This window comes from Fodinibius roseus (genome assembly GCF_900129315.1).
In the GTDB taxonomy this organism is placed as follows: Bacteria; Bacteroidota; Rhodothermia; order Balneolales; family Balneolaceae; genus Fodinibius; species Fodinibius roseus.
Window position 1 is genome coordinate 49,985 of record NZ_FQUS01000013.1, and the last position, 23,322, is coordinate 73,306.

Below are 23,322 nucleotides of genomic sequence, written 5' to 3' on the forward strand. Positions count from 1 at the left end.
CCGCCTGATTCAATCCGAAGTCGCAAATGGAATCGGTTTCTCAGAAGACGTTGAATAGCCATAGACTCTGTTATTCGTAGCAAAGAAGCGCCCGAATACTTTTTCTACTTCTAAACAGGGGATCCTTCCCCTGTGCTCAGGATGACATGCAGGGCTTTTCAACGCCTGCAATCAATGGGACCATAACTATAAGAACGCTTTGCGAAACCGTTCTTTTGGCCAATGTCGGCGTTATCGGTCGGTTGAAATTCTCACATATGGACGATATCCTGCGAGGGCAACCTCCCCGGGGCCCTGACCTTGAACGAAATTTCTGGTTTTTCAAAGACTTCTGCTAAAGCGTGTTTCAGGTCTCGCTTCCCGCTTCGTCCTGCTGTTTATGCTTTTCAATAATCTCTTTCACTTTTTTGTAGTCCTGATCGGGACCATAGCTGCCCATCGACTTCTGGATGAAATTCCCTTCTGCATCCACATACAGCTTAAAAGGAATACCCTGCACCCCTACTTTCTCATGCAGCCCGTTTGAATCCATCAGGTACGTAAAATCATAGTCATGCTCCCGGGCAAAAGCACGCGCATCCTCCTTCGTATCCGTAAAGCCCGGCGTTACGGCTAATAAAACAAAATCGTCGGGGTATTCCTCCTGCAACTTCTGAAGCGTAGGGAAGCTTGCCAAACAGGGCTTACACCAGGTTTCCCACAAATCAATCATCACCACCTTGCCCTTAAAATCGCTAACGCTGACCGTATCGCCATCCAATGACGTAAAGGTGGCCTGTTCTACATAGTCCGCAGTAGTTTGGGGTTCAGCCTGCTCTTTCTGGCTTGTCGATTCCGAATTTTCCCCGCCGCCACATCCTGCGAGGAGTCCCGCCAGCAGCAGGGGCACCATTTTCTTAAACACGCCAACGATCATAAATAATACCTGATATTTTATTAAAGCCGGTTATGATTGATAACAACTGCATTCTTTTATTATTGTTGGAAAAATAGCTAATTATGTGCAAAACTCCTGACAGAATTACCGGTATGCGACCTTTTGATTTAACTCTACCGGCGGATTTTGTATCTTGGGCGGCAATAAAAAAAGAATTGCTAACAGTTGACTCATGACCTACGATTTTATCATTGTCGGGGCCGGTATTGTCGGACTTTCCACCGCTTATAAACTTTCGGAGCGCTATCCGGATCTGGATATTCTGGTCCTGGAAAAGGAAGACCGTGTCGCAGCCCACCAGACCGGGAATAATTCGGGGGTGATCCATTCGGGCATCTATTATAAGCCGAACAGCTACCGCGCCAGGAATTGTGTGGACGGGCGTCACCAGCTGGTTGATTTCTGCCGGAAATATAACGTAGATTATGAAATCTGCGGCAAAGTGATTGTGGCCACCGAAGAGGAGGATATTCCCCGGTTGGATGATATTTTCAAAACAGGCCGGATCAACGAGATTGAAGGCATCCGAAAAATCGGTCCCCGCGAACTGGCGGAGATCGAACCGCATGCCCGCGGCGTAAAAGCCATCCACGTGCCCTGCTCGGGTATCGTCGATTATGTGGGCGTCTGCAAACAGCTGAAGGAGCTGATTGCGGAAAGCGGGGGACAGCTACGCTTCGGACAGGAAGTTCGCCATGTCAACACCGATGGAAAGGGACTCTCGGTCGGTACCGGCACCGACCGGTTTCGAGGACGATACCTGATTAACTGCGCCGGCCTGTACAGCGACCGGGTGGCCCAATCGGCGGGTATCCGTCCCGATATCCAGATTGTCCCTTTCCGGGGCGAATATTTTGAGCTGAAACCGGAAGCCCGGCATCTTGTTAACGGGCTCATTTACCCGATGCCCAACCCGGCGTTTCCCTTCCTGGGCGTTCATTTTACCAAAATGACCACCGGCGCGGTGGAGTGCGGTCCCAACGCCGTTTTTGCCTTCAAACGCGAAGGCTACGACAAGACCTCTTTCGATCTTAACGAGACCATCGAAACCCTCAACTTTCCCGGCTTCTGGAAGCTGGCGAAAGAGCACTGGAAAATGGGACTCGACGAGTGGTACCGTTCCTTTTCCAAACAGACCTTTGTCAGAGGACTGCAGAAGCTCGTGCCGGCCATCCGTCCCGAGCACCTGAGCGCTTCGCCTTCCGGGGTTCGGGCCATGGCCCTAAAGCCCGACGGCGAAATTCTGAATGACTTCCGGTTCGAGGTTACTGAAAACGAAATCCATGTCCTCAATGCCCCGAGTCCCGCCGCCACGGCCGGACTTGCGATCGGTGATGAAATCGTCGGGCGGGCGGGGGACGCTTTCGGAACAGGGTGAGATGAATTTTGACGCGGCTTTTTTAATTTTTGTTTTGCTATTGCCGGTTATTTGTTAGCTTTTTTCAACGTATTTCTAACCCTAAGCCACACCATGACATCAACGGCTCCCGATTTTTTTACCGACGAACAAACACGACGGCTTTATGCCACGGATGCCTCCAGTTATGAGGAATTGCCCAAAGCCGTGGCCTTCCCCGAGACCACCCGGGAAGTTATTGATATCGTTACCTATGCGCGGCGGCAAGGGCTGTCCCTGACGGCGCGGGGAGCCGGTACCAGCCTGGCGGGACAGACGACCGGGGGTGGCATAGTGATGGATATCGGCCGCAATATGAACCGGATTATCAACATCGACGCGCAAAAGCAGGAAGCGCTGGTTCAGCCGGGCGTCATCCGGGATACGCTCAACCGGGAAGCCTCCAGGCACAACCTGCTCTTTGGTCCCGATACCGCAACAACCAACCGCTGCATGCTGGGCGGCATGATCGGCAATAACTCCTGCGGACTCTTTTCCATCAAGCACAAAACTACCCGCGAGCACGTCCTCGAAATCGAAACCGTACTCAGCGACGGATCCAAAGCGGTGTTCAAGCCGCTTTCCCAGACCGAACTGGCGGCAAAAATGGAGCTTGACAGCCTGGAGGGACAAATTTACCGGGAGATGACAGGACTTCTCCGTGAACACAGCGATCGCATCCTTGCCAACTACCCTCATCCGGAGATCATCCGTCGCAATACCGGGTATGCGCTCGACCGGCTCTGCGAGATGGCCCCCTTTACCGAAGGGGGACGCCCCTTCAACCTGGCGGAGCTCCTCTGCGGCAGTGAAGGCACGCTGGCCATGACCACATCGGCAAAAGTAAAGCTGGTCTCCGAAGATCCCGCCCACGTAATGCTGGTTCCTCATTTTTCCTCTATCCGCGCCGCAATGGAAGCAACGGTAGAAGCCGTAGAAACGGGCCCCGCTGCAGTCGAGCTGGTCGATGATATCATCCTGAATGCTACAAAAGGCAATATCGAGCAACAAAAAAACAGGTTTTTCCTGCAGGGTGAACCCAAAGGTATCCTGATCATCCAGTTCGATGGAAAAAATATCAGCCGGCTCAAAGCAAAAGCGCAACGGCTTGCTGATAAGCTTCAGAAGCGCAACCTTACCTCTTCCGCAGCCCTTATTACGGACCCCGAAAAAATAGATCGCGTCTGGCAACTTCGGAAAGCCGGGCTGGGACTTCTTATGGGACTGGGTTCCAAAGGACGAACTCCCACCTTCTGTGAAGATACGGCGGTTCGTGTGCCTGATCTGCCTGACTATGTGGATGATTTCCAGCGGATACTTGACAGGCATAATGCCAACTGTGTCTTTTATGCCCACGCTTCGGTGGGCGAGCTGCACCTGCGTCCGGTCATCAACCTGAAGGAGAAAGATGAAATTCAAAAAATGAAAACGATGGCCGGAGAAATCGCCGATTTGGTCCGAAGCTACCGCGGTTCGCTCTCCGGAGAACACGGCGACGGGAGAGCGCGCGCGCCGTATATCGAAAAAGTACTCGGGACGGAGATGATGCCGCTTCTGAGGCGGGTCAAGCAAATCTGGGATCCAGGAAATATTTTCAATCCGGGCAAAATTGTAAATCCAAAGCCGATGGAACAGGACCTGCGCTACTCTCCCGCCTACCAGCCCCCCGAAGTAGATACCCAGTTCAACTGGCGAAAAGAGGAGAGCTTCGCCGATGCATTGGAGCTCTGCAACGGGGCGGGCGTCTGCCGCAAACTGGCCGACAGCGGCGGCACCATGTGCCCCTCTTACATGGCCACCCGGGAAGAAAAGGATTCCACGCGCGGACGGGCCAACCTTTTCCGCCAGCTCTTTTCCGGCCGACAGCAAGAGGCCTTCCGGTCCGGGGAACTGCGCGATGCCCTCGACCTCTGCCTCAGCTGCAAAGCATGCAAAAGCGAGTGTCCCGCCAATGTGGACATGGCCCGCATGAAAGCTGAGTTTATGCAGGGTTGGCACGAGGATAAGGGCATCAGCCCGGGAGAACGATTCTTCGGACAGGCTGCCAGGATCTACCCACTGGCCGGTATATGGCCACGGCTTTCCAACTGGATGATGCGCCAGCCGGCCGTCAAGGAAGTGCTGCAGCAGTGGCTCGGCATTGACAAGCGAAGGGACCTTCCCGCTTTTGCTCCCCAGCCGTTTATGGAATGGTATCAGAAACGCAGCAAGTCATCCGACCCTCGCCGGCGCGGTTCAGCACAGGCTAATGACCTTCAATCCCTTCCGGAAACCGCCGGCGGCGGACAAAAGGTGGTGCTTCTCATCGACATTTTTACCAACTACCACGATCCGGAGATCGCCAGGGCGGCCGTTCGTTTTCTGGAGGCTACGGGTCACCAGATTATTATTCCCGGTTTCCATGAGTTGGGACGTCCCCAGCTCTCCAAAGGGATGGTTAAGCATGCCAAAAAAGTACTTGATCAAAACCTGCCGCGGCTCGCCACCTATGCCAACCGCGGCTTCCCGATCGTGGGACTGGAACCTTCCGAGATATTGACGCTCCGGGATGAGTACCTGGACCTTTGTGACGATGAGCAGCTGACTTCTGCTGAAATGGTAGCGGCGCAAAGCTTTACTTTTGAAGAGTTCGCCCGGAAGGTGTTATCGGCAGCATCGAACAATACACCCCCTCCATCCGGCACACGCAAGGTATATATCCATGGGCACTGCCACGCCAAGGCTCTGATCGGAAACAGCGCAACCCGGCAGGCCCTGCAGCTGTCCGGCTATGAAACAGACGTCCTGCAGACCGGCTGCTGCGGGATGGCAGGCAGCTTCGGCTATGAGAAAGATCACTACGAGGTCTCCATGGATATCGGAGAGCTCACCCTTTTCCCTGCGGTGCGCTCCCTGCCCGACGAGGCCCTGGTCTGCGCTCCGGGATTTTCATGCCGGCATCAGATCAGCGATGGGGTGGGAAAGCGGGCGTGGCATCCGGCGGAACTTATGGCCGAGCGGGTGGGAATTGGGAATTAGGAATTGAGAATTAGGGATTGGAATATAGAGGATTGACTCGTTTACAGCCATTGGAGGGTGCATGCGAATCGGTTGACTTCAACGATTTGATGCTTGGCCGGCCCAGTGACCGCAGTTCCGCTCGCATTCGATCGCAGAGCACGTGAGGATTATCTTTTTACTTATTGCTTAATCGGTTATCAATAGCTTATTTACACCTGTATATCATTTTTTAACCATCTGCTTTAATCTCCGGGCTTATGAATTTTTCTCGAAAGGATTTTCTGCGCACTTCTATTCTCACCTCGGCGGGACTGCTCCCAGGCCTGAATGCTCTTGACGACAATCTCTTCTCCTCCCCACAAAATCGTCCCCACAGCCATACACAGGAGGATACCGGCTGCAGCATCTCCATTTTTTCCAAGCATCTCCAATGGCTGGACTACCCGGAGATGGCACAGGTGGCGGCGGACCTGGGATTCGACGGAGTGGATCTGACGGTACGCCCCGGGGGACATGTGTTGCCGGAACATGCGGAACGGGACCTGCCCCGGGCCGTGGAGGCCGTCCGGGAAGCGGGACTCGAAGTCCATATGATCAGCACGGCGATCGGAGATCCCGATGAGGAGCATACCGAAGCGATACTCAAGACAGCAAGCCGGCTGGACATCGGCCATTACCGCACCGACTGGTTTCCCTATGATGAAACCAAAAATGTGACGCAAAACCTGGAGGCGTTCCGTTCAAAGCTGCAGCGGCTGGCGGAAATAAATAGCATTTATGGGATTCAGGGCGATTATCAGAATCATGCCGGCACCAGCTTCGGGGCGTCGATCTGGGACTTGTGGCTTGTTTTAAAAGAAATGGATACCGGGTGGATCGGATCCCAGTATGATATCAGACATGCGACCGTTGAAGGGGCCCGTTCGTGGCAAAATGGATTTGCCGCAATTCATCCATATATCGGCACCCTCGATATCAAAGATTTTCACTGGGTGAAATCAGAGGGCCGGTGGCAGGAACAAAATGTTCCCCTGGGAGAAGGAATGGTCGACTTTCAAACGTATTTTGAGCTGCTGAAAGAACATAATGTGCAGGTCCCCATCTCCCTTCACTATGAGTACGACCTCGGAGGAGCCAACCATGGAGCCACCACGCTCACAACAGGCCGGGGGGAGGTCTTGGCCGCCTTCCGGAGGGACCTCGGTATCCTCGACCGCTGGCTCGGGGATGCTGGACTGGAAAGGGGATAATATTCGAAATTCTGAGGTCCAGGGCCCCGGGCCCACGGAAGAAGGGTTCTGTTATCCTAACCTTTTCTACCATCAAAGGTTAGAGTTCCGTATCCGCGGGGAAGAACTGTTACTGGCAACCGGGCATGATTAGAAACCGGACAGGGAACCGTACCCGGTAATTATTCCTCCTCTTTTTCGATCGGGTAGCCTGCCTCGGTCCAGGACCGGAATCCACCGGACAGGGATTTTACGTTGCGATACCCCATTTTCTGAAGACTGTCGGCGGCCAGCGCCGAACGGTATCCGCCCCCGCAGTAGAGGATAAGCTCTTCATCCACATCCGGATATTCTTCCTCAATGTCCCGCTCAACAACACCCCTTCCAAGGTATTCGGCCTCCGAAATATGCGATTTTTTCCACTCATCCTGCTCACGGACATCCAGCAGGACAAACTCTTCACCGGCTTCCATTTTCTCTTTTACGTCCTCGGGAGTAACCTCCTCTATGCGGGTCTTCGCATCGTCGACTAACGTTACAAATCGTTCTGAATGATGTTTTCCCATAATGCTATGATTTAATATTAGGAATTGACTCGTTTCCGGCCGCTGCAGGGTACATACGAAGCTGCAGATCTACACGGTTTCAGGGTTACTTCCTTCAACAATATTTTGTACCACAAAGTGCGAGCGTCCGTTCAAGCCTCAAGGCATGAATGTTCCCACCCGCGGGCGTCGGACGCTAACAGCCGGGTATTGATATTGCAATAGATTTCCTGACCTCATACAGGTCTGCGCCTAATTAGAAAACGTGTTTTTCTCAATTAGCTCGCGGGCACTGGTAAGGGTGGAATCGGTAATCATTTCGCCGCTCATCAGGGTGGCGACTTCACGGACATGCTCATCGTCATCCAGCGGCACAATTTGGGAAACCGTGCGGCCGTCGCTTTCCACTTTCCGGACTTTATAGTGCTGGTGGGCCTGACTGGCAATCTGGGGCTGATGCGTAATCGCTATAATCTGACACTTCTTCGAGAGCCGCCGCATGGTCCGTCCCACTTTCTCCGAAATTTCTCCGCTTATGCCCGTATCGATCTCATCAAAAATCATGACCGGCAGGCTTTGCTCGCGGGCGATAATTGATTTCAACGCCAGCATCACCCGGCTGATCTCACCGCCAGAGGCAATCTTTGCCAACGGTTTGGGCTCTTCTCCCTTGTTGGTTGATATAAAAAGCCGGATATCATCACAGCCGTGCTCAGTGCACTCGACCGGCCGGCCGTCAATGGTTATCCATCCGCGCTCTTCCGAGGCGATCATCCAGTCCACCCGCACGTCGAAATCAGCGTGCGGGATGCCCATCTCTTCCAGCTCCTCTTCGATCTGCTTGCTGATCATCGCACCTGTTTGTCGGCGAACCTCATGCAGGTCTCGGGCCGCTTCGGCCAGCGATTCGGCCTGATCACGGATCTGCGCCTCGATCTTCTCAATTTCAAGGTCAAAATTTTCGGCCAGATTCAGCTCTTCTCGTATTTCCTGCAGATATTGGATCATTTCGGGTATCGTGCGGTGATACTTCTTTCGCAGCCTGTTCAGTTCATGCTGCCGGCTGCGGAGCTTCTCCAATCTATTGGGATTAAATTCAATGCTGCTCCGGTATCGCTCGGCAAACTGGACCGTCTCCTGGATGGTAATACGCGCCGAAGTAATCTCTTCGAGGTAATTCTCGAAGTCGGGTTCAATCCGGGCAATATCCTCGAGGTGCAGCTTGACCCGGTTCAGCAGATCCACTACATTCAGCTCATTCTCACGGCCGATCTCCACAATGGAAGCCGCTTTTTGATCCAGCTCCTCCGCATTATCCAGCAGGTGCATTTCGGCTTCCAGCTCCTCCTCTTCGCGGGGATCGAGCTCAGCCTCCTCCAGCTCCTGTACCTGAAAGCGGTAGAGTTCGACCTTCTCCTGCAGCTCACGCTCCCGCTTCCTGAGCTTTTGCAATCTCTTCCGCAACCCCAGCATCTGTTCATATTCCCGCCGGTAGACCTTCTGTTTCGGCGCCACGCTCTCAAACCCATCCACCACTGCGCGGTGGTTCTCCTCTTTCAACAGGAGCTGATGATCGTGCTGCCCATGCAGGTCCACCAAAAAGTTGCCGACCTGCTTCAGTACGGAAATGGTCACCGGCGTATCGTTGATAAAGGCCCGGCTGCCCGAGGATCGTATCTCCCGCCGTAATATCAGTTCCGGGCGCAGCTCTACCGCGTGCTCTTTGAGCAGGGGTTCGAATGCTCCGTGATCATCGACCTTCAGAATAGCTTCGGCAATCGCTTTGTCGGCGCCCTGCCGTATCACTTCGGTATCCGCGCGTTCCCCCAGGATCATATTCAGGGCACCGATGATGATGGACTTCCCCGCTCCCGTCTGTCCCGTCAGGATATTGAGTCCTTCCCGGAAGGAAACTTCCAGCTCGTCAATCAGGGCAAAATCTTTTATATACAGCGATTGTATCATAGTCACCTGTTTTCAAATTAACGCCTCAATGTACAAAGCAGCAGACAGAAATGCTCCATTCCGCCGAATGTTGGAATAAAATCGTCCAGGAACTTGTTTGGTTGCGCAAAAGCAGTTAATTCGTTACGCTTCGACTGAATGGGAACAAATTCTTTCTGCTATGAAACGCCTGGCTGTGTTAACATCGATCTTCCTGATACTCTCTTGCACGGAGCTGCTGGCCCAACAACTTCCCTCAATAAATGAAAAAACGCAAGCTCTCGACCAAAAAGAAGGCTTTTTTGCCTATTACTGGAATGAGGCGGAGGGGAAACTGTTGCTGGAGCTGGACCCCGACCGGCTCAAGACACAGTTCCTCTATGTCAATTCCCTCACAGCCGGGCTCGGTTCCAATGATATCGGCCTGGATCGCAACCAGCTGGGAGACACACGCATTGTCTATTTCGAACGCCGGGGACCCAAGGTCCTGATGGTACAGCCCAACTACGCCTACCGGGCAATCACCGAAAATGAAAAGGAAAAACAATCGGTGCGCGAGGCCTTTGCACAGTCGGTCTTGTGGGGATTTGAAATCGTTGCCGAACAAAACGGACGTCTGCTGATCGATATGACCGGCTTTTTATTGCGGGATGCCCATAATGTTACCGGGCGGCTGCGTGCCCGTAATGAGGGATCCTACCGCGTAGACGAATCCCGCTCGGCCGTCTACCCGGAGGGGACGATGAATTTTCCGAAGAACAGCGAATTTGAGGCTACCCTGACATTCACAGCAGACTATCCGGGGGAGCAGGTCCGATCCGTAACCCCTACCCCCCGGGCCATCACGCTCCGCCAGCATCATTCTTTTGTGGAACTGCCGGACAATCAATTCGAACCGCGCCCCTTCGACCCGCGCGCCGGCTACTCCGCTGTCAGCTACCAGGACTACAGCACCCCGATCGGTGAACCCCTGACCAAGCGTTTTATTAGAAGGCACCGGCTCAAAAAGAAAAATCCCGGTGCCGCCGTGAGCGAACCGGTGGAACCGATCATCTATTACCTGGATCCCGGCACACCCGAACCTGTTCGCGGCGCCCTCCGCGAGGGGGCGCGCTGGTGGAACGAGGCGTTCGAAGCGGCCGGCTACAAAAATGCGTTCCGGGTCGAAGTCCTGCCCGACAGCGCCCATCCCCTCGATGTGCGTTACAATATGATCAACTGGGTGCACCGGTCCACCCGGGGCTGGTCGTACGGCAGCTCGGTCGTGGACCCGCGGACGGGAGAAATCATCAAGGGACATGTACTGCTGGGTTCGCTGCGCGTACGCCAGGATTACCTGATTGCAGAGGGACTCCTTTCGCCGTATGAAGAGGGGCTGAATTACGATGAAAATAATAATCCCATGCTGGAAATGGCCCTGGCCCGTATCCGCCAGCTCTCGGCCCACGAAGTGGGACACACGCTGGGGCTGACCCACAATTTTGCAGCCAGTACCAACGACCGCGCTTCCGTCATGGATTACCCCGCCCCGAAAGTCACTATTACGCCCGACAGCACGCTGGATCTGCAGAATGCCTATGATACCGGCATCGGGGAATGGGACAAGATGGCAATCACCTATGGCTATAAAGATCTATCGGCGACGGCCGACAAAGAAGCCGCTTTGAATGAGGTCATAACCTCAGCCATCGACCAGGGACTCCACTTTATCTCCGACGCCGATGCGCGTCCCCCGGGCGGGGCCCATCCCATGGCTCACCTCTGGGACAACGGCCCTGATCCGGTCCGGCAGCTGAATCATGTGATGGACGTGCGGGCTATTGCCCTGGAGAATTTCTCGGAATCCGCCATCCCGCAAGGAACCCCGATGGCAACACTGGAAGACGCGCTGGTGCCTGTCTACCTCTATCATCGCTACCAGGTAGAAGGCACCGCCAAACTGATCGGGGGACTGGAATACAGCTACAGCGTGCGCGGGGACGGTCAGCCGGGTCCCGCGCCGGTAGCCGATTCGCTGCAGCGGGCCGCGCTCGAGGCCATGCTGAACACGCTCTCACCCGAAGCGCTGGAGATTCCCGGTCCGGTAACAGACCTCATTCCCCCGCGTCCCCCGGGCTATCATGATTCCCGCGAGCTGTTCAACAACCATACCGATCCGGCCTTCGATCCTTTGGGGGCCGCCGAGACGGCTGCCAATATGACGGCGAAGTTGTTAATGAATGAAAACAGGGCAGCGCGGCTCATGGAGTTCAAGGCCCGCGACAGCAGCAGACTGGGACTTGGTGACATGCTGGATCAGGTTATTACCGAAACCTGGCAGGCCGATCCGCGGGAAGGCTACCGGAATGCTATTCAGAATACTGTGAATCACGTCGTCTTGTACCAGATGATGCAGCTAGCATCCGATGAGGATGCTTCCTCGCAGGTGCGGTCTGTTATCAACCTTAAGCTGGAAGCCCTGCGCGAGTGGATCAGGGAAGAGGTCGAGCAGCCGTCCCCCAACGAACAGCGGGCGGCTTCCCTGCTGTACGGGTACCGCCTGCTGCAACAATTTACGGAAGAGGGCGAAATACTCACCCTCCCCGAACCCCTGCGTCCCCCGCCCGGCTCGCCTATCGGCAGCGGAGAACGCCCGCTGCTGAATTGCGGTGTGCAATTTCAACCAAATAGGTATTAATCTGTAGTAACCGGATAATGAACGGTTATGACCATTTGTGTTAGTTGGTTTGGTACCCGGACTCCGAAATGGACCGGAGCATCACCGTTACAGCTGCAACATTTCCCATGATTTCACCCGACAAATTACTTAACGCCTATGCCAACGGCATTTTCCCGATGGCTGACTCGCGTCACGACCCGGAGACAAAATGGTACACCTCCAGTCACCGCGGTATTATTCCACTCGACAGCTTTCATGTTTCGTCAAATGTAAAGCGGATTATCCGGAACCAGCATTACCATATCAAATTTGACAAAGCGTTCAGAGATGTGATGGAAGCCTGTGCCGATCGGGACACTACCTGGATCTCGGAAAAACTAATCAACTCCTATTGCACTCTCCATGAGGCAGGCCACGCCCATTCGGTGAGCGTCTACAACCAGGACCGGAAACTGGTAGGGGGACAGTATGGGGTTTCGCTGGGGGCGGCATTTTTCGGCGAATCGATGTTCGGGCGGGCCAGGGAAGCTTCCAAAGTAGCGCTCTACTGGACGCACCGGGTCCTACAGCAAGGCGGGTTTGAACTTTGGGATACCCAGTTCTGGACCGAACATCTCGCCCGGTTCGGCTGCATCGAAATTTCGGCCGCCGAGTATGAAAAGCGACTGCAGGCGGCCCTCAAAAAATCAGCTGAATTCAAACCGGTGGATACGGATGCCCGCAGCTAAACCGGATTTCCCATCCCCGCTACTCCGAAGGAATGACCCTCTCGTGCGCCTGCATCTTTCTGAAAATTTTTATACCAATTTATGAGCAAATTACGTTTCTTACAGATAGACTTGATTTCTCACTCCCGGCTGCCGGACAAACGGTAAGGCACAATGCGGTAATCTGAGCCTTTCGCGGCGATGCTTTTGGGTGGCAAGCTAAGAAATGCGGGTCATACACTGAGAAATATAACACTTATCGACCGGGTGCTATAACTATGTTTGCTAATTTTAATGATGATATTTGGGATGAATACCAGTGGGAAGCCCATCTGAATGAGATTGCCAAGCAGAATACCCAGCTTCGAAGATTCATTGCCCCGGACGCTTCAGACAGCAATCCGCGGTGGTTAACCCTGCTCCGGGAAAACAGTGATGAATGGGAAGCGGTGGATGCGTTTATCGAAGAAGAACTGCAGCTGGATGACCCCTATTTCGAGGACGATGAATCGGACGAAAGCAAACTGGATGATTTCCTTTGGGATGAATGGGAAGATGAAGAACCTCCGATTGACGAGGAAGACGACTTCGATGCCGGGGAAGAATGGAAAGAACTGAGTAATGACTTTGCCTTATCCGGTAACGGTTCTATAGAGATGCTCGACATCTATAACCATTCCCGCGAGCTGGCGGTCATAATACTGCAGTGGATCGAATACAGCAATCCCCGGTTCCTGAATAAAGATTGCACTGATTTTGTGGGCAAAGTACTGCAGATCGGAGCTAAAATCGCCGGCGGGTACGGCTTCGGATTTGAACGCGAATTTCTGGGGGGCAACATTGCATACACTAAAAAAGCCCTTTACTGTGCCAATGACGGGCTCACTATCCTGCAGCGCGACCTGAAGGACACATCGCTGATCACCAGGAAGCAATACCTGCATTTCCACGAGCGGCTTTTTACGCTTCGAAATGATATCGGCATCTACATACAGGAGCTTCGCGAACAGTTTTATACGAGCTTGTAGAGCGAAAGAAGTAAAGAGATTTTTGCAAAAGCCGTTCTTTGGGACCAATCTCTGTATTTTAGCGCATTCAAAATCCTCACATAATATCAAATGCTGCGGTTATGGTTATCAATGCGTTCAGGCTTTGATATTGATCAAGGTTCCTGGTTTTGCAAAAGTCTGGGCTCATAGAGGAATGACTGACATACGTACCTTACTTCCAAATAGCCACTTCGCGATGATCTTCTGAATCTGACATCCCGCGGAACATGCCCGGGGTATTCATATCCATCAGCATATTCCCGTATCGATCGACGGCAATCATCCCGGCCTCACCGGGTTCAAGCACCTCCCTGAGCAGGTAATCCGCGGCTTCCTCAAGACTGGCGGGCTTGTGCTTCATGTAGGCGCTGACCGTATGTCCCGATACCGCCTCCATGATACGCTCGCCCCAGCCCGTCATAGACACCGCTACCACATCACTGGCATAGGTCCCGGCACCGATGACCGGCACATCGCCTACACGACCATACTTTTTATTCGTCATGCCGCCCGTGGAAGTTCCCGCCGCCAGCTTTCCCTCCTTATCCAGCGCCACGCATCCCACGGTTCCGAATTTACGATCGCCGCCTTCGGAGGGCGCCGGGGCGGGAGATCTGTCTTTATCCCCCAAGACCGACGACTGGGCCTCGTCCTCTTTGATAGCCCGCCTCCAGGCTCTGTAGCGCCGTTCGGTGTAAAAATAATCTTGGTTTACCCGTTCCACATCCCTTTCATCGGCATATCGTTCGGCTCCCTCTCCGGCAAACATCACATGCTCTGAATGCTCCATAACCATTCGGGCCAGTGAAATAGGATTTTTTACCGTTCTGATGCCGGTAACGGCCCCGGCTGTCCGGCTGTCCCCCGCCATGATCGCCGCGTCCAGCTCGTGTCCGCCATCATGGGTAAAAACCGCTCCCTTGCCCGCATTAAACCTCGGATTGTCTTCCAGGAAGGTGATGACCTGCTCAACCGCATCAAGCGAGGAGCCGCCTCCCTTGAGAATCTCCTCCCCGACCGACAGGGCTTCCCCGAGGTCCGCCCGGTACGCCTGCCGGACCGAATCGGCCATATCCTGTGAAATGACGCCCGCTCCCCCGTGAATAACGAGCGCCCAATCCTTTTGGGAAGGCTCCCCGGGAGAATGGACCGCCTCCTGCTGTTTCGATTCCGCACACCCTGCGAGCAGGATAACCGCCCACACCCATATCCATTTTTTATTCAACATCATATGATTAGCTTAACATTCGTAATACGCACTTCGGTTTTAACATTATGTGATCAGCAACAAAAATATAATCCTTTAACCGACTATTCCCGTTTTCTCTTTATAAAAATTCCTCCTGGTAAACTTTTTAAAAAAAGCTGCATGCTTTTTTCCTACCCCTGTGAGGAGGAGATCACAAGCGGGGTTGAAGAACACAGGGGGGACTATGTCAACACCTGAACCGTTCTGATTATAATAAGTACCAGTGCGGTTATTTCAAAGCCGCTGTTCCCCCGTCGCGGCATCAAATTATTTTGTAAGGATTGGCTTCAGGGCCGGTCTTACTTATGTGACTATTCATCAGACATATCAATTCCCCTTTGCCTCCTATCCCGCCGTAAGACTGGCGCTTCTTTTTGCGGCGGGAATTATAATGGATTTCCATATCGACGGCGAACCCTTCTGGTGGTTCGGCCTGTTCGGGTTCTCATCCCTGTTCTATGCGCTGTGCGAGGAGAGGCACCGGCAGACCCTGAAAACCCGGCTCTACCATGGGACGGTCGGCTTCTACCTGTGTGCGGTCGTATGCTTTGGCGGAGCCTGGCATGCCGCGTTTAATGTGCAGGATATGCCGCCCGAAGCCGAGATATTGTACAGCTATACCTGGCAGGAGCTCTCATTCAGAGGCGAAGTCTATCGCATACAGCCCACCCGCACGGGCAACTATCACATTGACGTGGCCGTGGATACCACCGTTTTTCCGAAGAAGCTGCCGTGGGTCAAATCGTATAACCTGAGAACAACCCTGAATCCCGACGAGATCCCATTCCCTGCGGACCTGAGACTGGGCGACCGGCTCCACGTTACGGCCAGGGTCTACCCGCTGGAAGAACCCGGCAATCCCCATGAGTTTGATTACAAGAGATACCTGGCGTCAAATGAGATCTACCTGCAAGCGGGTATCATGTCCATTGATGCTATTCACACCCCCAACCACTTTTTTAGCTGGAACAGCTTCCGCCGGGACGTACTGGATGCCATTGATCACAATTTTAGTCCCCCCTCAGCTTCCCTGGCCAAGGCGCTGCTCATCGGCTATAAAAGCGAACTCAGGCAGGAGACAGAGGTGGCCTTCTCGCGTGCCGGTCTCTCCCATATCATGGCCGTTTCGGGCCTGCATGTGGGATTTATCCTGGCCCCGTTCTGGCTCGCCATCCCGCTGTTCTGGACCTTCCGGCACGGTAAAAAGATCGGGCTGCTGATGTTAGCGGCACTCCTGTTTTTCTATGCAGGCCTGACCGGATTTTCGGCTTCTGTCACCCGCGCCTCCCTGACCGGAGGGTTGCTGATGTACGGACGTCTTTTTCACAAGGTACGCAACTCCAAAAACCTGACGGCGGTAGCCGCCCTTCTCATCCTGGTGATGAATCCCAGCGATCTCTTTACCGTTGGGTTTCAACTTTCCTTCGGAGCGGTATATATCATCCTGCTGGCAGCGCCCGTCATTACCCAGATCCTGCCCGACCGGCTACGATTCCGCTGGTATGGAACGCCGCTGATGGTCGTGGTTATCTCCCTGATTGTTCAGGTCGGACTCTTCCCCCTGCTGGGGTACTATTTCGGGGAATTTTCTATTATTGGTCCCCTTGCCAACGCCTTTGTAGTCCCCTTTTTGGGCATTGTGGTGCCGCTGTCCCTGGCGTTGTTGCCGGTGGCCCTGGGTTGGGCCGGGGTGGCCCGGGCGCTCAACACGCCCGCTGATTATTTTTTATCCCATCTCAACCGGTTTGTTACGGTCATTGCCGGCTGGGAATGGAGCTGGATGCCGGTCCATATCGAAAGTGCCTTGCTCTTTGTGAGCTGGACATCCGCCCTGTTCTTCATTGCCTCTGTCCGTATTCCCCGCCTGCGATGGAAATGGCTCTCGATAGTACTGTTTCTTCTATGTATAAACCAGGGACAAAAACTGTGCACTAAACTTCAGCCGGCCGACCTGCAGCTTATGGTCTTTGATGTGGGACAGGGCGACGCCACGTTAATCAGGACCCCCGGCGGCAAACACTATCTTATTGATACCGGCCTTTGGCAGCCCGGCTACAACAGCGCCAGGTATATTCTTATTCCCTATTTGAGGGCGGAGGGCATCCGCCGGCTGGAAGGTGTTTTTCTTTCCCACCCGCATGCCGATCACATCGGGGGCGTAACGGAGCTGATAAATAACATCCCCATTGATACGATTTACCATTCGGGTTCCCCGTACGAATCCGACCTGTTTAACAACTATCGGGCGGCGGCCGCAGACAACAACATCCCTGTAAAACCGTTGGAAGCGGGACAATGGCTTATGCCGGATGCCGCCACCCGCCTCTTTGTTTATGGCCCCCAAAACCACCTGACGGCCTCATCCCCCTCCGATGTCAACAATCGTTCGCTGGTCCTTGAACTGGTATACGGGGGGACCGAGTTTCTTTTTATGGGCGATGCTGAAAGAGCGCAGGAGCAAAGGCTGCTGGAATCGTATCCCCGCTTCCTGGAGACCGACGTACTGAAGGTAGCGCACCACGGCAGCCGAAGCAGCTCTACCGACCGCTTCCTCCGCGCTTCCCGTCCCGCTGTCGGCATTCTGTCACTGGACCTGCACAATCGATTCGGCCACCCCCATGTAGCGGCCGTACGAAGGTTGCGAAATCATATCGAAAGCGTATATTTCACCAGTCTCGACGGAGCCATCCGGCTGACGTCCGACGGTCACCGGATCAGGGTCGGGCGCTGAGGACTGCTCCTGCGGTGCGACGGCGGCCGGTTATGTTGTCACTTCTGCTTTTTGGCATTATGTTTGGTATCTTGGAACTGCATACAGCGGTCCCCCCGGCTGCGCTGATTTCGATTTTTTACCGGCAGTACAAGAAAACCCGGAAGATTTCGTTTTTAAGCGGAAGCGAACAGGGCTCCTTCATCCAGCAGTTTGATCGCGAATCTCAAAATCAGAAAAAAGAAGCAGCGCCAAAAGGGAAAAAGAGTTGGATTCTGAAGTTTAAAATAACTTATTTATACGTTTATCTTGTAGTTTGGAAACAGATCATTCTTAAATATACTTTATGAGCAGTGCCAACGAGAAGGAACCTTTAAGCTTTGAAGAGGCTTTATCAAGGTTAGAGACTATAGTAAATGAACTGGAAGATGAGTCGATTACGCTCGATCAGTCGATTGAACTCTATGAAGAAGGTATTGAACTGTCCCGGTTGTGTACCGAGACGCTGGAGGAGGCTGAACTCCGCATCAAAAACGTAGCGGAGCAGCAGTCCGATAATAACGATAATGAATAGGTTTTTATGGAATTTGAAAAAATAACACCTGGTCCGCTACTCGCAGACATACATTCGCCGGATGACCTGAAAAAGCTGGACCCGGAACAACTGGTGGAGGTCTGCGACGAGCTCCGGGATTTTATTATCGACACGGTTTCTATTCACGGGGGACATTTTGGCGCCAGCCTTGGCGTCGTGGAGATGACCGTCGCTTTGCATTATGTGTACAATACCCCCAAAGACCTGCTGCTCTGGGATGTCGGTCACCAGGCATACGGGCATAAAATTCTGACCGGCCGCCGCGATATTTTTCATACCAACCGGAAATACGGGGGACTTTCCGGCTTCCCCAAGCGCTCGGAAAGTGAGTATGACACCTTTGGGGTAGGTCACTCGAGCACCTCTATTTCCGCTGCACTGGGGATGGCCGTGGCCCGCGACCTGGATCAAAGCGACAAGAAGGTGACAGCCGTTATCGGTGATGGGGCGATGACCGCCGGCCTGGCCTTTGAGGCGATGAATAACGCCGGGGCTATGAACTCCGATGTGCTGATCATCCTCAATGACAACTGCATGTCCATTGACCCGAATGTGGGAGCGCTGAAAGAATATTTAACCGAAATCACCACCAGCAAGACGTTCAACAAGCTGCGCGACGAGATTTACGACATGCTCGGCCATTTTAAGTCCGCCGGTGAAAAGATGCGCAAGGTGGCTTCGCGGCTCGAAAAAGCGGTTACGACCGCGATTACGCCCGGGGGACTCTTCCAGGCGCTGGGCTTTAAGTACTACGGACCCGTTGACGGTCATAATGTCGACACCATGCGCCGGTACCTCGAGGATCTCAGGGACATACCGGGTCCGAAATTGTTGCACGCGGTAACGGTCAAGGGCAAGGGATTCGCCCCTGCCGAACGCGAGCAGACCAAGTGGCACGCCCAAAGCAGTCCTTTTGACAAGATTACAGGGAAATCGCTGGATCCCGACACCAAGCCCAAACCCCCGAAATATCAGCATGTATTCGGGGAAGCGATTGTTGAGCTGGCCGATAAAGATGAGGATATCGTCGGCATCACACCCGCCATGCCGAGCGGGTCGAGCCTGTGGCCGCTGATGAACAAGTACCCCGAGCGGGCGTTTGACGTCGGCATAGCCGAGCAGCATTCCATCACCTTTGCGGCGGGCCTCGCGGCCGAGGGGAAAAAAGCGTTTGCCGCTATTTATTCGACATTTCTGCAGCGCGCCTACGACCAGGTGATCCACGACGTGGCAATCCAGAAGCTGCCCGTGATCTTTTGTATCGACCGCGCCGGACTCGTGGGCGCCGACGGCCCCACCCACCACGGCCTGTACGATATTTCATACCTGCGCAATGTGCCGAATATGATCGTATCCTCGCCGCTTAACGAACAGGAGCTGCGCGACATGATGTACACGGCCTCCAAATACGAGGAGGCGGCATGGGCCATCCGGTACCCGCGCGGAAGAGCAACCGGCATGAACTACCGCAGCGAATTCCGACCCATGGAAATCGGCAAAGGAGAATGCCTGCGCGAAGGCAACAATATCGCCATCCTGAGTTTTGGCCCCTTCGGCAACTATGTGACGGAGGCCGCCGATGACCTAGCCGAAATCGGCATCAAAGTAGGTCATTTCAACATGCGGTTTGCCAAGCCCCTGGATACGGAGCTGATCGACAAGGTTTGTCATACCTACGAGCATATTATCACCATTGAAGATGGCACCCGGCTGGGCGGATTCGGCAGCGCGGTGGCGGAATACCTGGCCGACAAGCCCCACCATATTCCCGTTACGATTATGGGCGTCCCCGACCGTATCGTAGAGCACGGCACGCAGGAAGAACTCCACCGGGAGGTCGGTCTCGACCCCGAAGGCATCCGGACCAAGGTTCGGGAAGTGCTGAAAAACTATTCGTTGGAAGCGTGATATGGGGTGGGAATTAGTATAAGCCTCATATGCTTCTCTTCAAGTCTTTTATTATTATTGAGCTTGTCAGTCGAATAATAAATTCGGATAATATGTCATTTTATTACTCAACATGTCCTGATCAAACAAACGGTCTCCAAAACATCAATAATCTGGGATCCGGACTCACTTTTGCACAAGCTCCCAAAACTTCCGCGGTGTGAGAATCCTTAGCTGCGGTACTTGTTTTGAAATATCCAAAAGGTCTTTATCTCCAGTAACCAGGACATACGCTTTTGCCTCTATTGCTGATTCCAATACCCACCGGTCATCTTCATCCCGGACTTTTACTTTGGAAGGGTTATCAGGCATAGGTTCTACATGATAATTGCGAAGAAATTGAAGAGTTTCGGAAACTTTTTCTTCGGGAACCTTGAGTTTTTTTGTTAATACACGGTTTAACTCTTGTAATACAAACTCTCCCGTCATTAATTGATGGTCGGCAAGTATAACTTCAAGCAGATCCGCACATAATCCTCTTGCTGTAAATGTGCTGACCAACACATTGGTATCAGCAAAAATCTTCATGATACACTCCTGGCTGAAAATTGGGCGATGAGATATGTAGTGCTATTGGAGTGCACCGTGAGACTATAAAAATAAAATTTAAAATCCTCACGAAACTTCACGAAAAACATCTTCATCGGTTAACCATCCCTGCGCTTCTCCATAAGGCAAAAGTTCTTTACGCAGTTGTTGAAATGATTCGATAGATAACTGACGTCGCAGGGCTTCCCGAACTAATTCACTTTTGGGGCGTCCGGTTCGTTTGGCAGCCTGCTCAAGAAGTTTTTCAAGATCCTTATCAATGCGAATGGAAAGCGTTGTCTTCATAGTAGTATAATTTAAGTGCATTACAATGTAACACAATTATAACAAACGGGCAACTATATTGTTATTCAGAAGGGCTCTAACGACATTGCGTATAAGCTGCAGGCGTATGAACGTTGATCTCTTTACAAATGAAAGAGTAACTATAAAACCTTAAATGGGCAAGAATGGGCGAGGCAATGTAAGCTTAATACGCGGGATTGGGACATCGATTGGTGGGCCGGCCGGAGGTCTGGGATAGTAGCGTCATTTAAAGCTACAGCTTCTACCCACCCGCAGAAGATAAGGTCGAAAAGGTATGCAATCTGAAGTACAGCCTACGTAAGCTTTACTACTCTGGCGTAGTAGGACTTTAGCGCAGGTATCGTAATCCGTCCGGGCTTGATCACCGAAATCGGTCGTCAGTAATAGGTTAAATAGGATTTATTGAATAGATTAAAACGAACACCTGGGTGAGGACTGCCTGCCCCGTCCTACGGGGTCTGCTTGACATTTCCCTTTTTAAAGGGAGTATACGGCGCAAACTATACACCAATTAGAATTTTGGCTAAGCTTGCGCCGTTGTGAAAAAATTAAATCATGCGTTTGCTCCTCCGTCTACATTAATTATAGCGCCACTTATATATGAACTTTGAGAACTTGCCAAAAATGTAATACTATCAGCAAGTTCTTCTGGTTTGGCGTAACGCTCAAGAACGGTTCCTGATTTTTGTGCATTAGCCGTTGGGTTTTCATCTGGATCTGCTGGATTCATATCTGTATTCGTCGGACCAGGTTGCACACAGTTAACTGAAATCTCTTTTGGTCCAAGATCATGTGCTAGTGCCCGCGTAAATCCAACCACAGCAGCCTTGCTCAACGCATAGAGGGGGATTCCAGCCATTTTTACACGTTCTCCTAAGTGACTTCCTATATTTATAATTCGTCCACCTTTAGGCAGAACTTTTGCAGCTTCACGGGAGGTAAGATATACCGAACGAATGTTAATATTGACGGTTTCTTCGAAATCTTCGTCTGTTGTTTTTTCAATTGCGTCCATTAGAAATATTCCAACTCCATTAACAAGAATATCCAGTTTCCCGAATGCATCCACAGCCCGTGATACCAAGTTACGCATATCTTCGCGGCTGCCTGCGTCCACTTGCCAAGCTTCAGCTTGCACATCTTGTTTGCGACAATACGTAACTACTTTTTCAGCTGCTTCTTTTGAGTTGAGATAGGTAATAATAACATCGGCACCATTTTCAGCAAATCGACGAGCCGTTGCAGCTCCAATACCTCGACTACCTCCGGTAATTATAGCAGTTTTATTTGATAATAAATTCATAACAGCATAATATTTTATTAAATCTATAGTTTTATAAATATCGAAATATAAAAGTATAGAAATTGACAATCAAATTCTGTATATTATACGTATGCGAAAACAAATACATCCAGACATTGAATCCGTTGAGCTATCGACAGTTCTTTATGCCTTAAGTGATCCAGTTCGGTTGGAGATCACAAAGTGGTTAGCAGAACATCCCGATCAAACTTGTGGTGATATTCCGGTCGATGTGGCTGATTCCACAAAATCTTACCATTTGAAAATTTTGCGAGAATCTGGAGTTATAAACATGTCAGCAGAAGGGAAAAATCGGTTTGTTACTTTGAGGAAAGATGATTTTAAAAAACGCTTCCCTGGACTTTTATCCTCAATTTTAGAAGCAATATAACGGCGTGGCAGATAACCTGCGTGGTGATTACGAATGAATTTAGAAGATAATACGGGAACTGCAAGGGAAGGGGATGTTGAAAAGCCCGTACCACGTCAGGTTGATCTGCTTGTTAGCCAATCCTATTCGGGTTTATCTGGTAATTTCTGGCTCGTATGCCAAATAGTAAGCATATCGATTTGTTTGGTCTTGACTTCGTAAATCAATCGGTAATTTCCGTGAATCAGCTCCCGGATTTCAGGGCGTCCAAATTCTGGAACAATACGCCCACTTTCTGGATGAGACCGCAGTTGTTCGCATCGATCAAAGACCTCATTTGCCCAATTTATAGCCGTTGGAATATCATCAAGCGCTATATAATCTGAAAACTCTTCAGCACGCCCCAGAAACCGATCCGTTAAAATTATTTCCATTTAGACAGGTGCTTTTCAATACGTTCCCTGGCTTCATCCATCGTGTAGGTTTCTCCCTTTTCTGCCTGTTGTTTGGCCTCGAGTAAGTCTTCCAGCAATTCCAACTTCTTAGAAAAGCGCTCGTATTCGGTCACATCCATCAACACTGCCGCACTTTTACCGTGTTGTGTCAGAATGATTGGCTGTTTTTCTTTTTTAAGGCGCTTAATAAAATCAGCTGATTTCTTGCGGAACTCCGAGAGGGGTTCTATATCTTTGGAGATTGAAATGGTATTCATAATGGTATATATTTTGTCTTTATATGTACTATAAATATACTGAAAGAAAGCTTGGTTGACAAAGAGAGAATAGGTTGCCTAACGACTCACGGGATAAACGGCTTGGAGATTATGT

19 protein-coding genes are annotated in these 23,322 nt (G+C 52.0%); 10 read left to right on the top strand and 9 right to left on the bottom strand.

Going from position 1 to position 23,322, the window contains the following annotated elements; translation table 11 throughout:
- Positions 1-346 precede the first annotated feature (346 nt).
- Positions 347-916, bottom strand: a complete 570-nt coding sequence (locus BUB16_RS12580) for a TlpA family protein disulfide reductase (RefSeq protein WP_084088254.1) — start codon at positions 914-916, stop codon at positions 347-349.
- A 193-nt stretch (positions 917-1,109) separates the two neighbouring features.
- On the opposite strand from BUB16_RS12580, the gene lhgO reads away from it, so the two are divergent.
- The 3 genes from lhgO to BUB16_RS12595 all read left to right on the top strand — a co-directional run bounded on the left by lhgO (position 1,110) and on the right by BUB16_RS12595 (position 6,583).
- On the top strand, positions 1,110-2,315 hold the full coding sequence (gene lhgO, locus BUB16_RS12585) for an L-2-hydroxyglutarate oxidase (protein ID WP_073064779.1): 1,206 nt from the start codon (positions 1,110-1,112) through the stop codon (positions 2,313-2,315).
- Positions 2,316-2,408: 93 nt separating this feature from the next.
- A complete protein-coding gene (locus BUB16_RS12590; RefSeq protein ID WP_244545696.1) occupies positions 2,409-5,351 on the top strand; it encodes an FAD-binding and (Fe-S)-binding domain-containing protein in 2,943 nt (980 codons plus the stop codon).
- A 239-nt stretch (positions 5,352-5,590) separates the two neighbouring features.
- On the top strand, positions 5,591-6,583 hold the full coding sequence (locus BUB16_RS12595) for a sugar phosphate isomerase/epimerase family protein (protein WP_073064781.1): 993 nt from the start codon (positions 5,591-5,593) through the stop codon (positions 6,581-6,583).
- 161 nt (positions 6,584-6,744) lie between these two features.
- Here the strand turns inward: BUB16_RS12595 and BUB16_RS12600 are convergent, their stop codons facing one another.
- Together BUB16_RS12600 and recN are read right to left on the bottom strand one after the other, a co-directional pair.
- A complete protein-coding gene (locus BUB16_RS12600) occupies positions 6,745-7,128 on the bottom strand; it encodes a rhodanese-like domain-containing protein (protein WP_073064783.1) in 384 nt (127 codons plus the stop codon).
- Positions 7,129-7,359: 231 nt separating this feature from the next.
- Positions 7,360-9,072 (bottom strand): DNA repair protein RecN, encoded by a 1,713-nt coding sequence (recN, locus tag BUB16_RS12605; protein WP_073064785.1) that lies wholly within the window; start codon positions 9,070-9,072, stop codon positions 7,360-7,362.
- 160 nt (positions 9,073-9,232) lie between these two features.
- Here recN and BUB16_RS12610 point away from each other — a divergent pair, with 160 nt between their 5' ends.
- The 3 genes from BUB16_RS12610 to BUB16_RS12620 all read left to right on the top strand — a co-directional run bounded on the left by BUB16_RS12610 (position 9,233) and on the right by BUB16_RS12620 (position 13,445).
- The gene (locus BUB16_RS12610; RefSeq protein ID WP_073064787.1) at positions 9,233-11,728 is read left to right on the top strand and encodes a zinc-dependent metalloprotease; all 2,496 of its coding nucleotides are present in this window, start codon (positions 9,233-9,235) and stop codon (positions 11,726-11,728) included.
- Between the two features lie 68 nt (positions 11,729-11,796).
- On the top strand, positions 11,797-12,438 hold the full coding sequence (gene aat / locus BUB16_RS12615) for a leucyl/phenylalanyl-tRNA--protein transferase (RefSeq protein WP_073065118.1): 642 nt from the start codon (positions 11,797-11,799) through the stop codon (positions 12,436-12,438).
- Positions 12,439-12,695: 257 nt separating this feature from the next.
- Positions 12,696-13,445, top strand: a complete 750-nt coding sequence (locus tag BUB16_RS12620; protein ID WP_073064789.1) for a hypothetical protein — start codon at positions 12,696-12,698, stop codon at positions 13,443-13,445.
- A gap of 193 nt (positions 13,446-13,638) precedes the next feature.
- Here the strand turns inward: BUB16_RS12620 and BUB16_RS12625 are convergent, their stop codons facing one another.
- Entirely contained in the window at positions 13,639-14,697 is a 1,059-nt protein-coding gene (locus BUB16_RS12625; protein ID WP_073064791.1) for an isoaspartyl peptidase/L-asparaginase family protein, read from the bottom strand.
- A 325-nt stretch (positions 14,698-15,022) separates the two neighbouring features.
- Here BUB16_RS12625 and BUB16_RS12635 point away from each other — a divergent pair, with 325 nt between their 5' ends.
- The 3 genes from BUB16_RS12635 (at position 15,023) to dxs (ending at position 19,928) form a co-directional block, all read left to right on the top strand.
- Entirely contained in the window at positions 15,023-17,446 is a 2,424-nt protein-coding gene (locus tag BUB16_RS12635) for a DNA internalization-related competence protein ComEC/Rec2 (protein ID WP_073064795.1), read from the top strand.
- Positions 17,447-17,771: 325 nt separating this feature from the next.
- Positions 17,772-17,999 carry an exodeoxyribonuclease VII small subunit gene (xseB, locus tag BUB16_RS12645; RefSeq protein ID WP_073064801.1) on the top strand — a complete coding sequence of 76 codons (228 nt, stop codon included), beginning with the start codon at positions 17,772-17,774 and terminating at the stop codon, positions 17,997-17,999.
- Between the two features lie 6 nt (positions 18,000-18,005).
- Positions 18,006-19,928: a 1-deoxy-D-xylulose-5-phosphate synthase gene (gene dxs, locus BUB16_RS12650; RefSeq protein WP_073064804.1), complete on the top strand. Its 1,923-nt coding sequence runs from the start codon at positions 18,006-18,008 to the stop codon at positions 19,926-19,928.
- 165 nt (positions 19,929-20,093) lie between these two features.
- Here the strand turns inward: dxs and BUB16_RS12655 are convergent, their stop codons facing one another.
- The 3 genes from BUB16_RS12655 to BUB16_RS12665 form a co-directional block, all read right to left on the bottom strand.
- On the bottom strand, positions 20,094-20,495 hold the full coding sequence (locus BUB16_RS12655; RefSeq protein ID WP_073064807.1) for a putative toxin-antitoxin system toxin component, PIN family: 402 nt from the start codon (positions 20,493-20,495) through the stop codon (positions 20,094-20,096).
- A gap of 87 nt (positions 20,496-20,582) precedes the next feature.
- Positions 20,583-20,801 (bottom strand): ribbon-helix-helix protein, CopG family, encoded by a 219-nt coding sequence (locus tag BUB16_RS12660; protein ID WP_073064810.1) that lies wholly within the window; start codon positions 20,799-20,801, stop codon positions 20,583-20,585.
- Positions 20,802-21,375: 574 nt separating this feature from the next.
- Complete coding sequence (locus BUB16_RS12665) at positions 21,376-22,194, bottom strand: SDR family NAD(P)-dependent oxidoreductase (protein ID WP_139240297.1); 819 nt, start codon at positions 22,192-22,194, stop codon at positions 21,376-21,378.
- A gap of 22 nt (positions 22,195-22,216) precedes the next feature.
- Between BUB16_RS12665 and BUB16_RS12670 the strand changes: the two genes are divergently transcribed.
- Positions 22,217-22,516: an ArsR/SmtB family transcription factor gene (locus tag BUB16_RS12670; protein WP_073064814.1), complete on the top strand. Its 300-nt coding sequence runs from the start codon at positions 22,217-22,219 to the stop codon at positions 22,514-22,516.
- 122 nt (positions 22,517-22,638) lie between these two features.
- On the opposite strand, the gene BUB16_RS12675 is transcribed toward BUB16_RS12670, so the two are convergent.
- Both BUB16_RS12675 and BUB16_RS12680 read right to left on the bottom strand, forming a co-directional pair.
- Complete coding sequence (locus BUB16_RS12675) at positions 22,639-22,929, bottom strand: type II toxin-antitoxin system RelE/ParE family toxin (protein ID WP_073064818.1); 291 nt, start codon at positions 22,927-22,929, stop codon at positions 22,639-22,641.
- Positions 22,920-23,207 carry a type II toxin-antitoxin system Phd/YefM family antitoxin gene (locus BUB16_RS12680; RefSeq protein WP_073064821.1) on the bottom strand — a complete coding sequence of 96 codons (288 nt, stop codon included), beginning with the start codon at positions 23,205-23,207 and terminating at the stop codon, positions 22,920-22,922. The genes BUB16_RS12675 and BUB16_RS12680 overlap by 10 nt, the downstream gene beginning before the upstream one ends.
- Between the last annotated feature and the right edge of the window lie 115 nt (positions 23,208-23,322).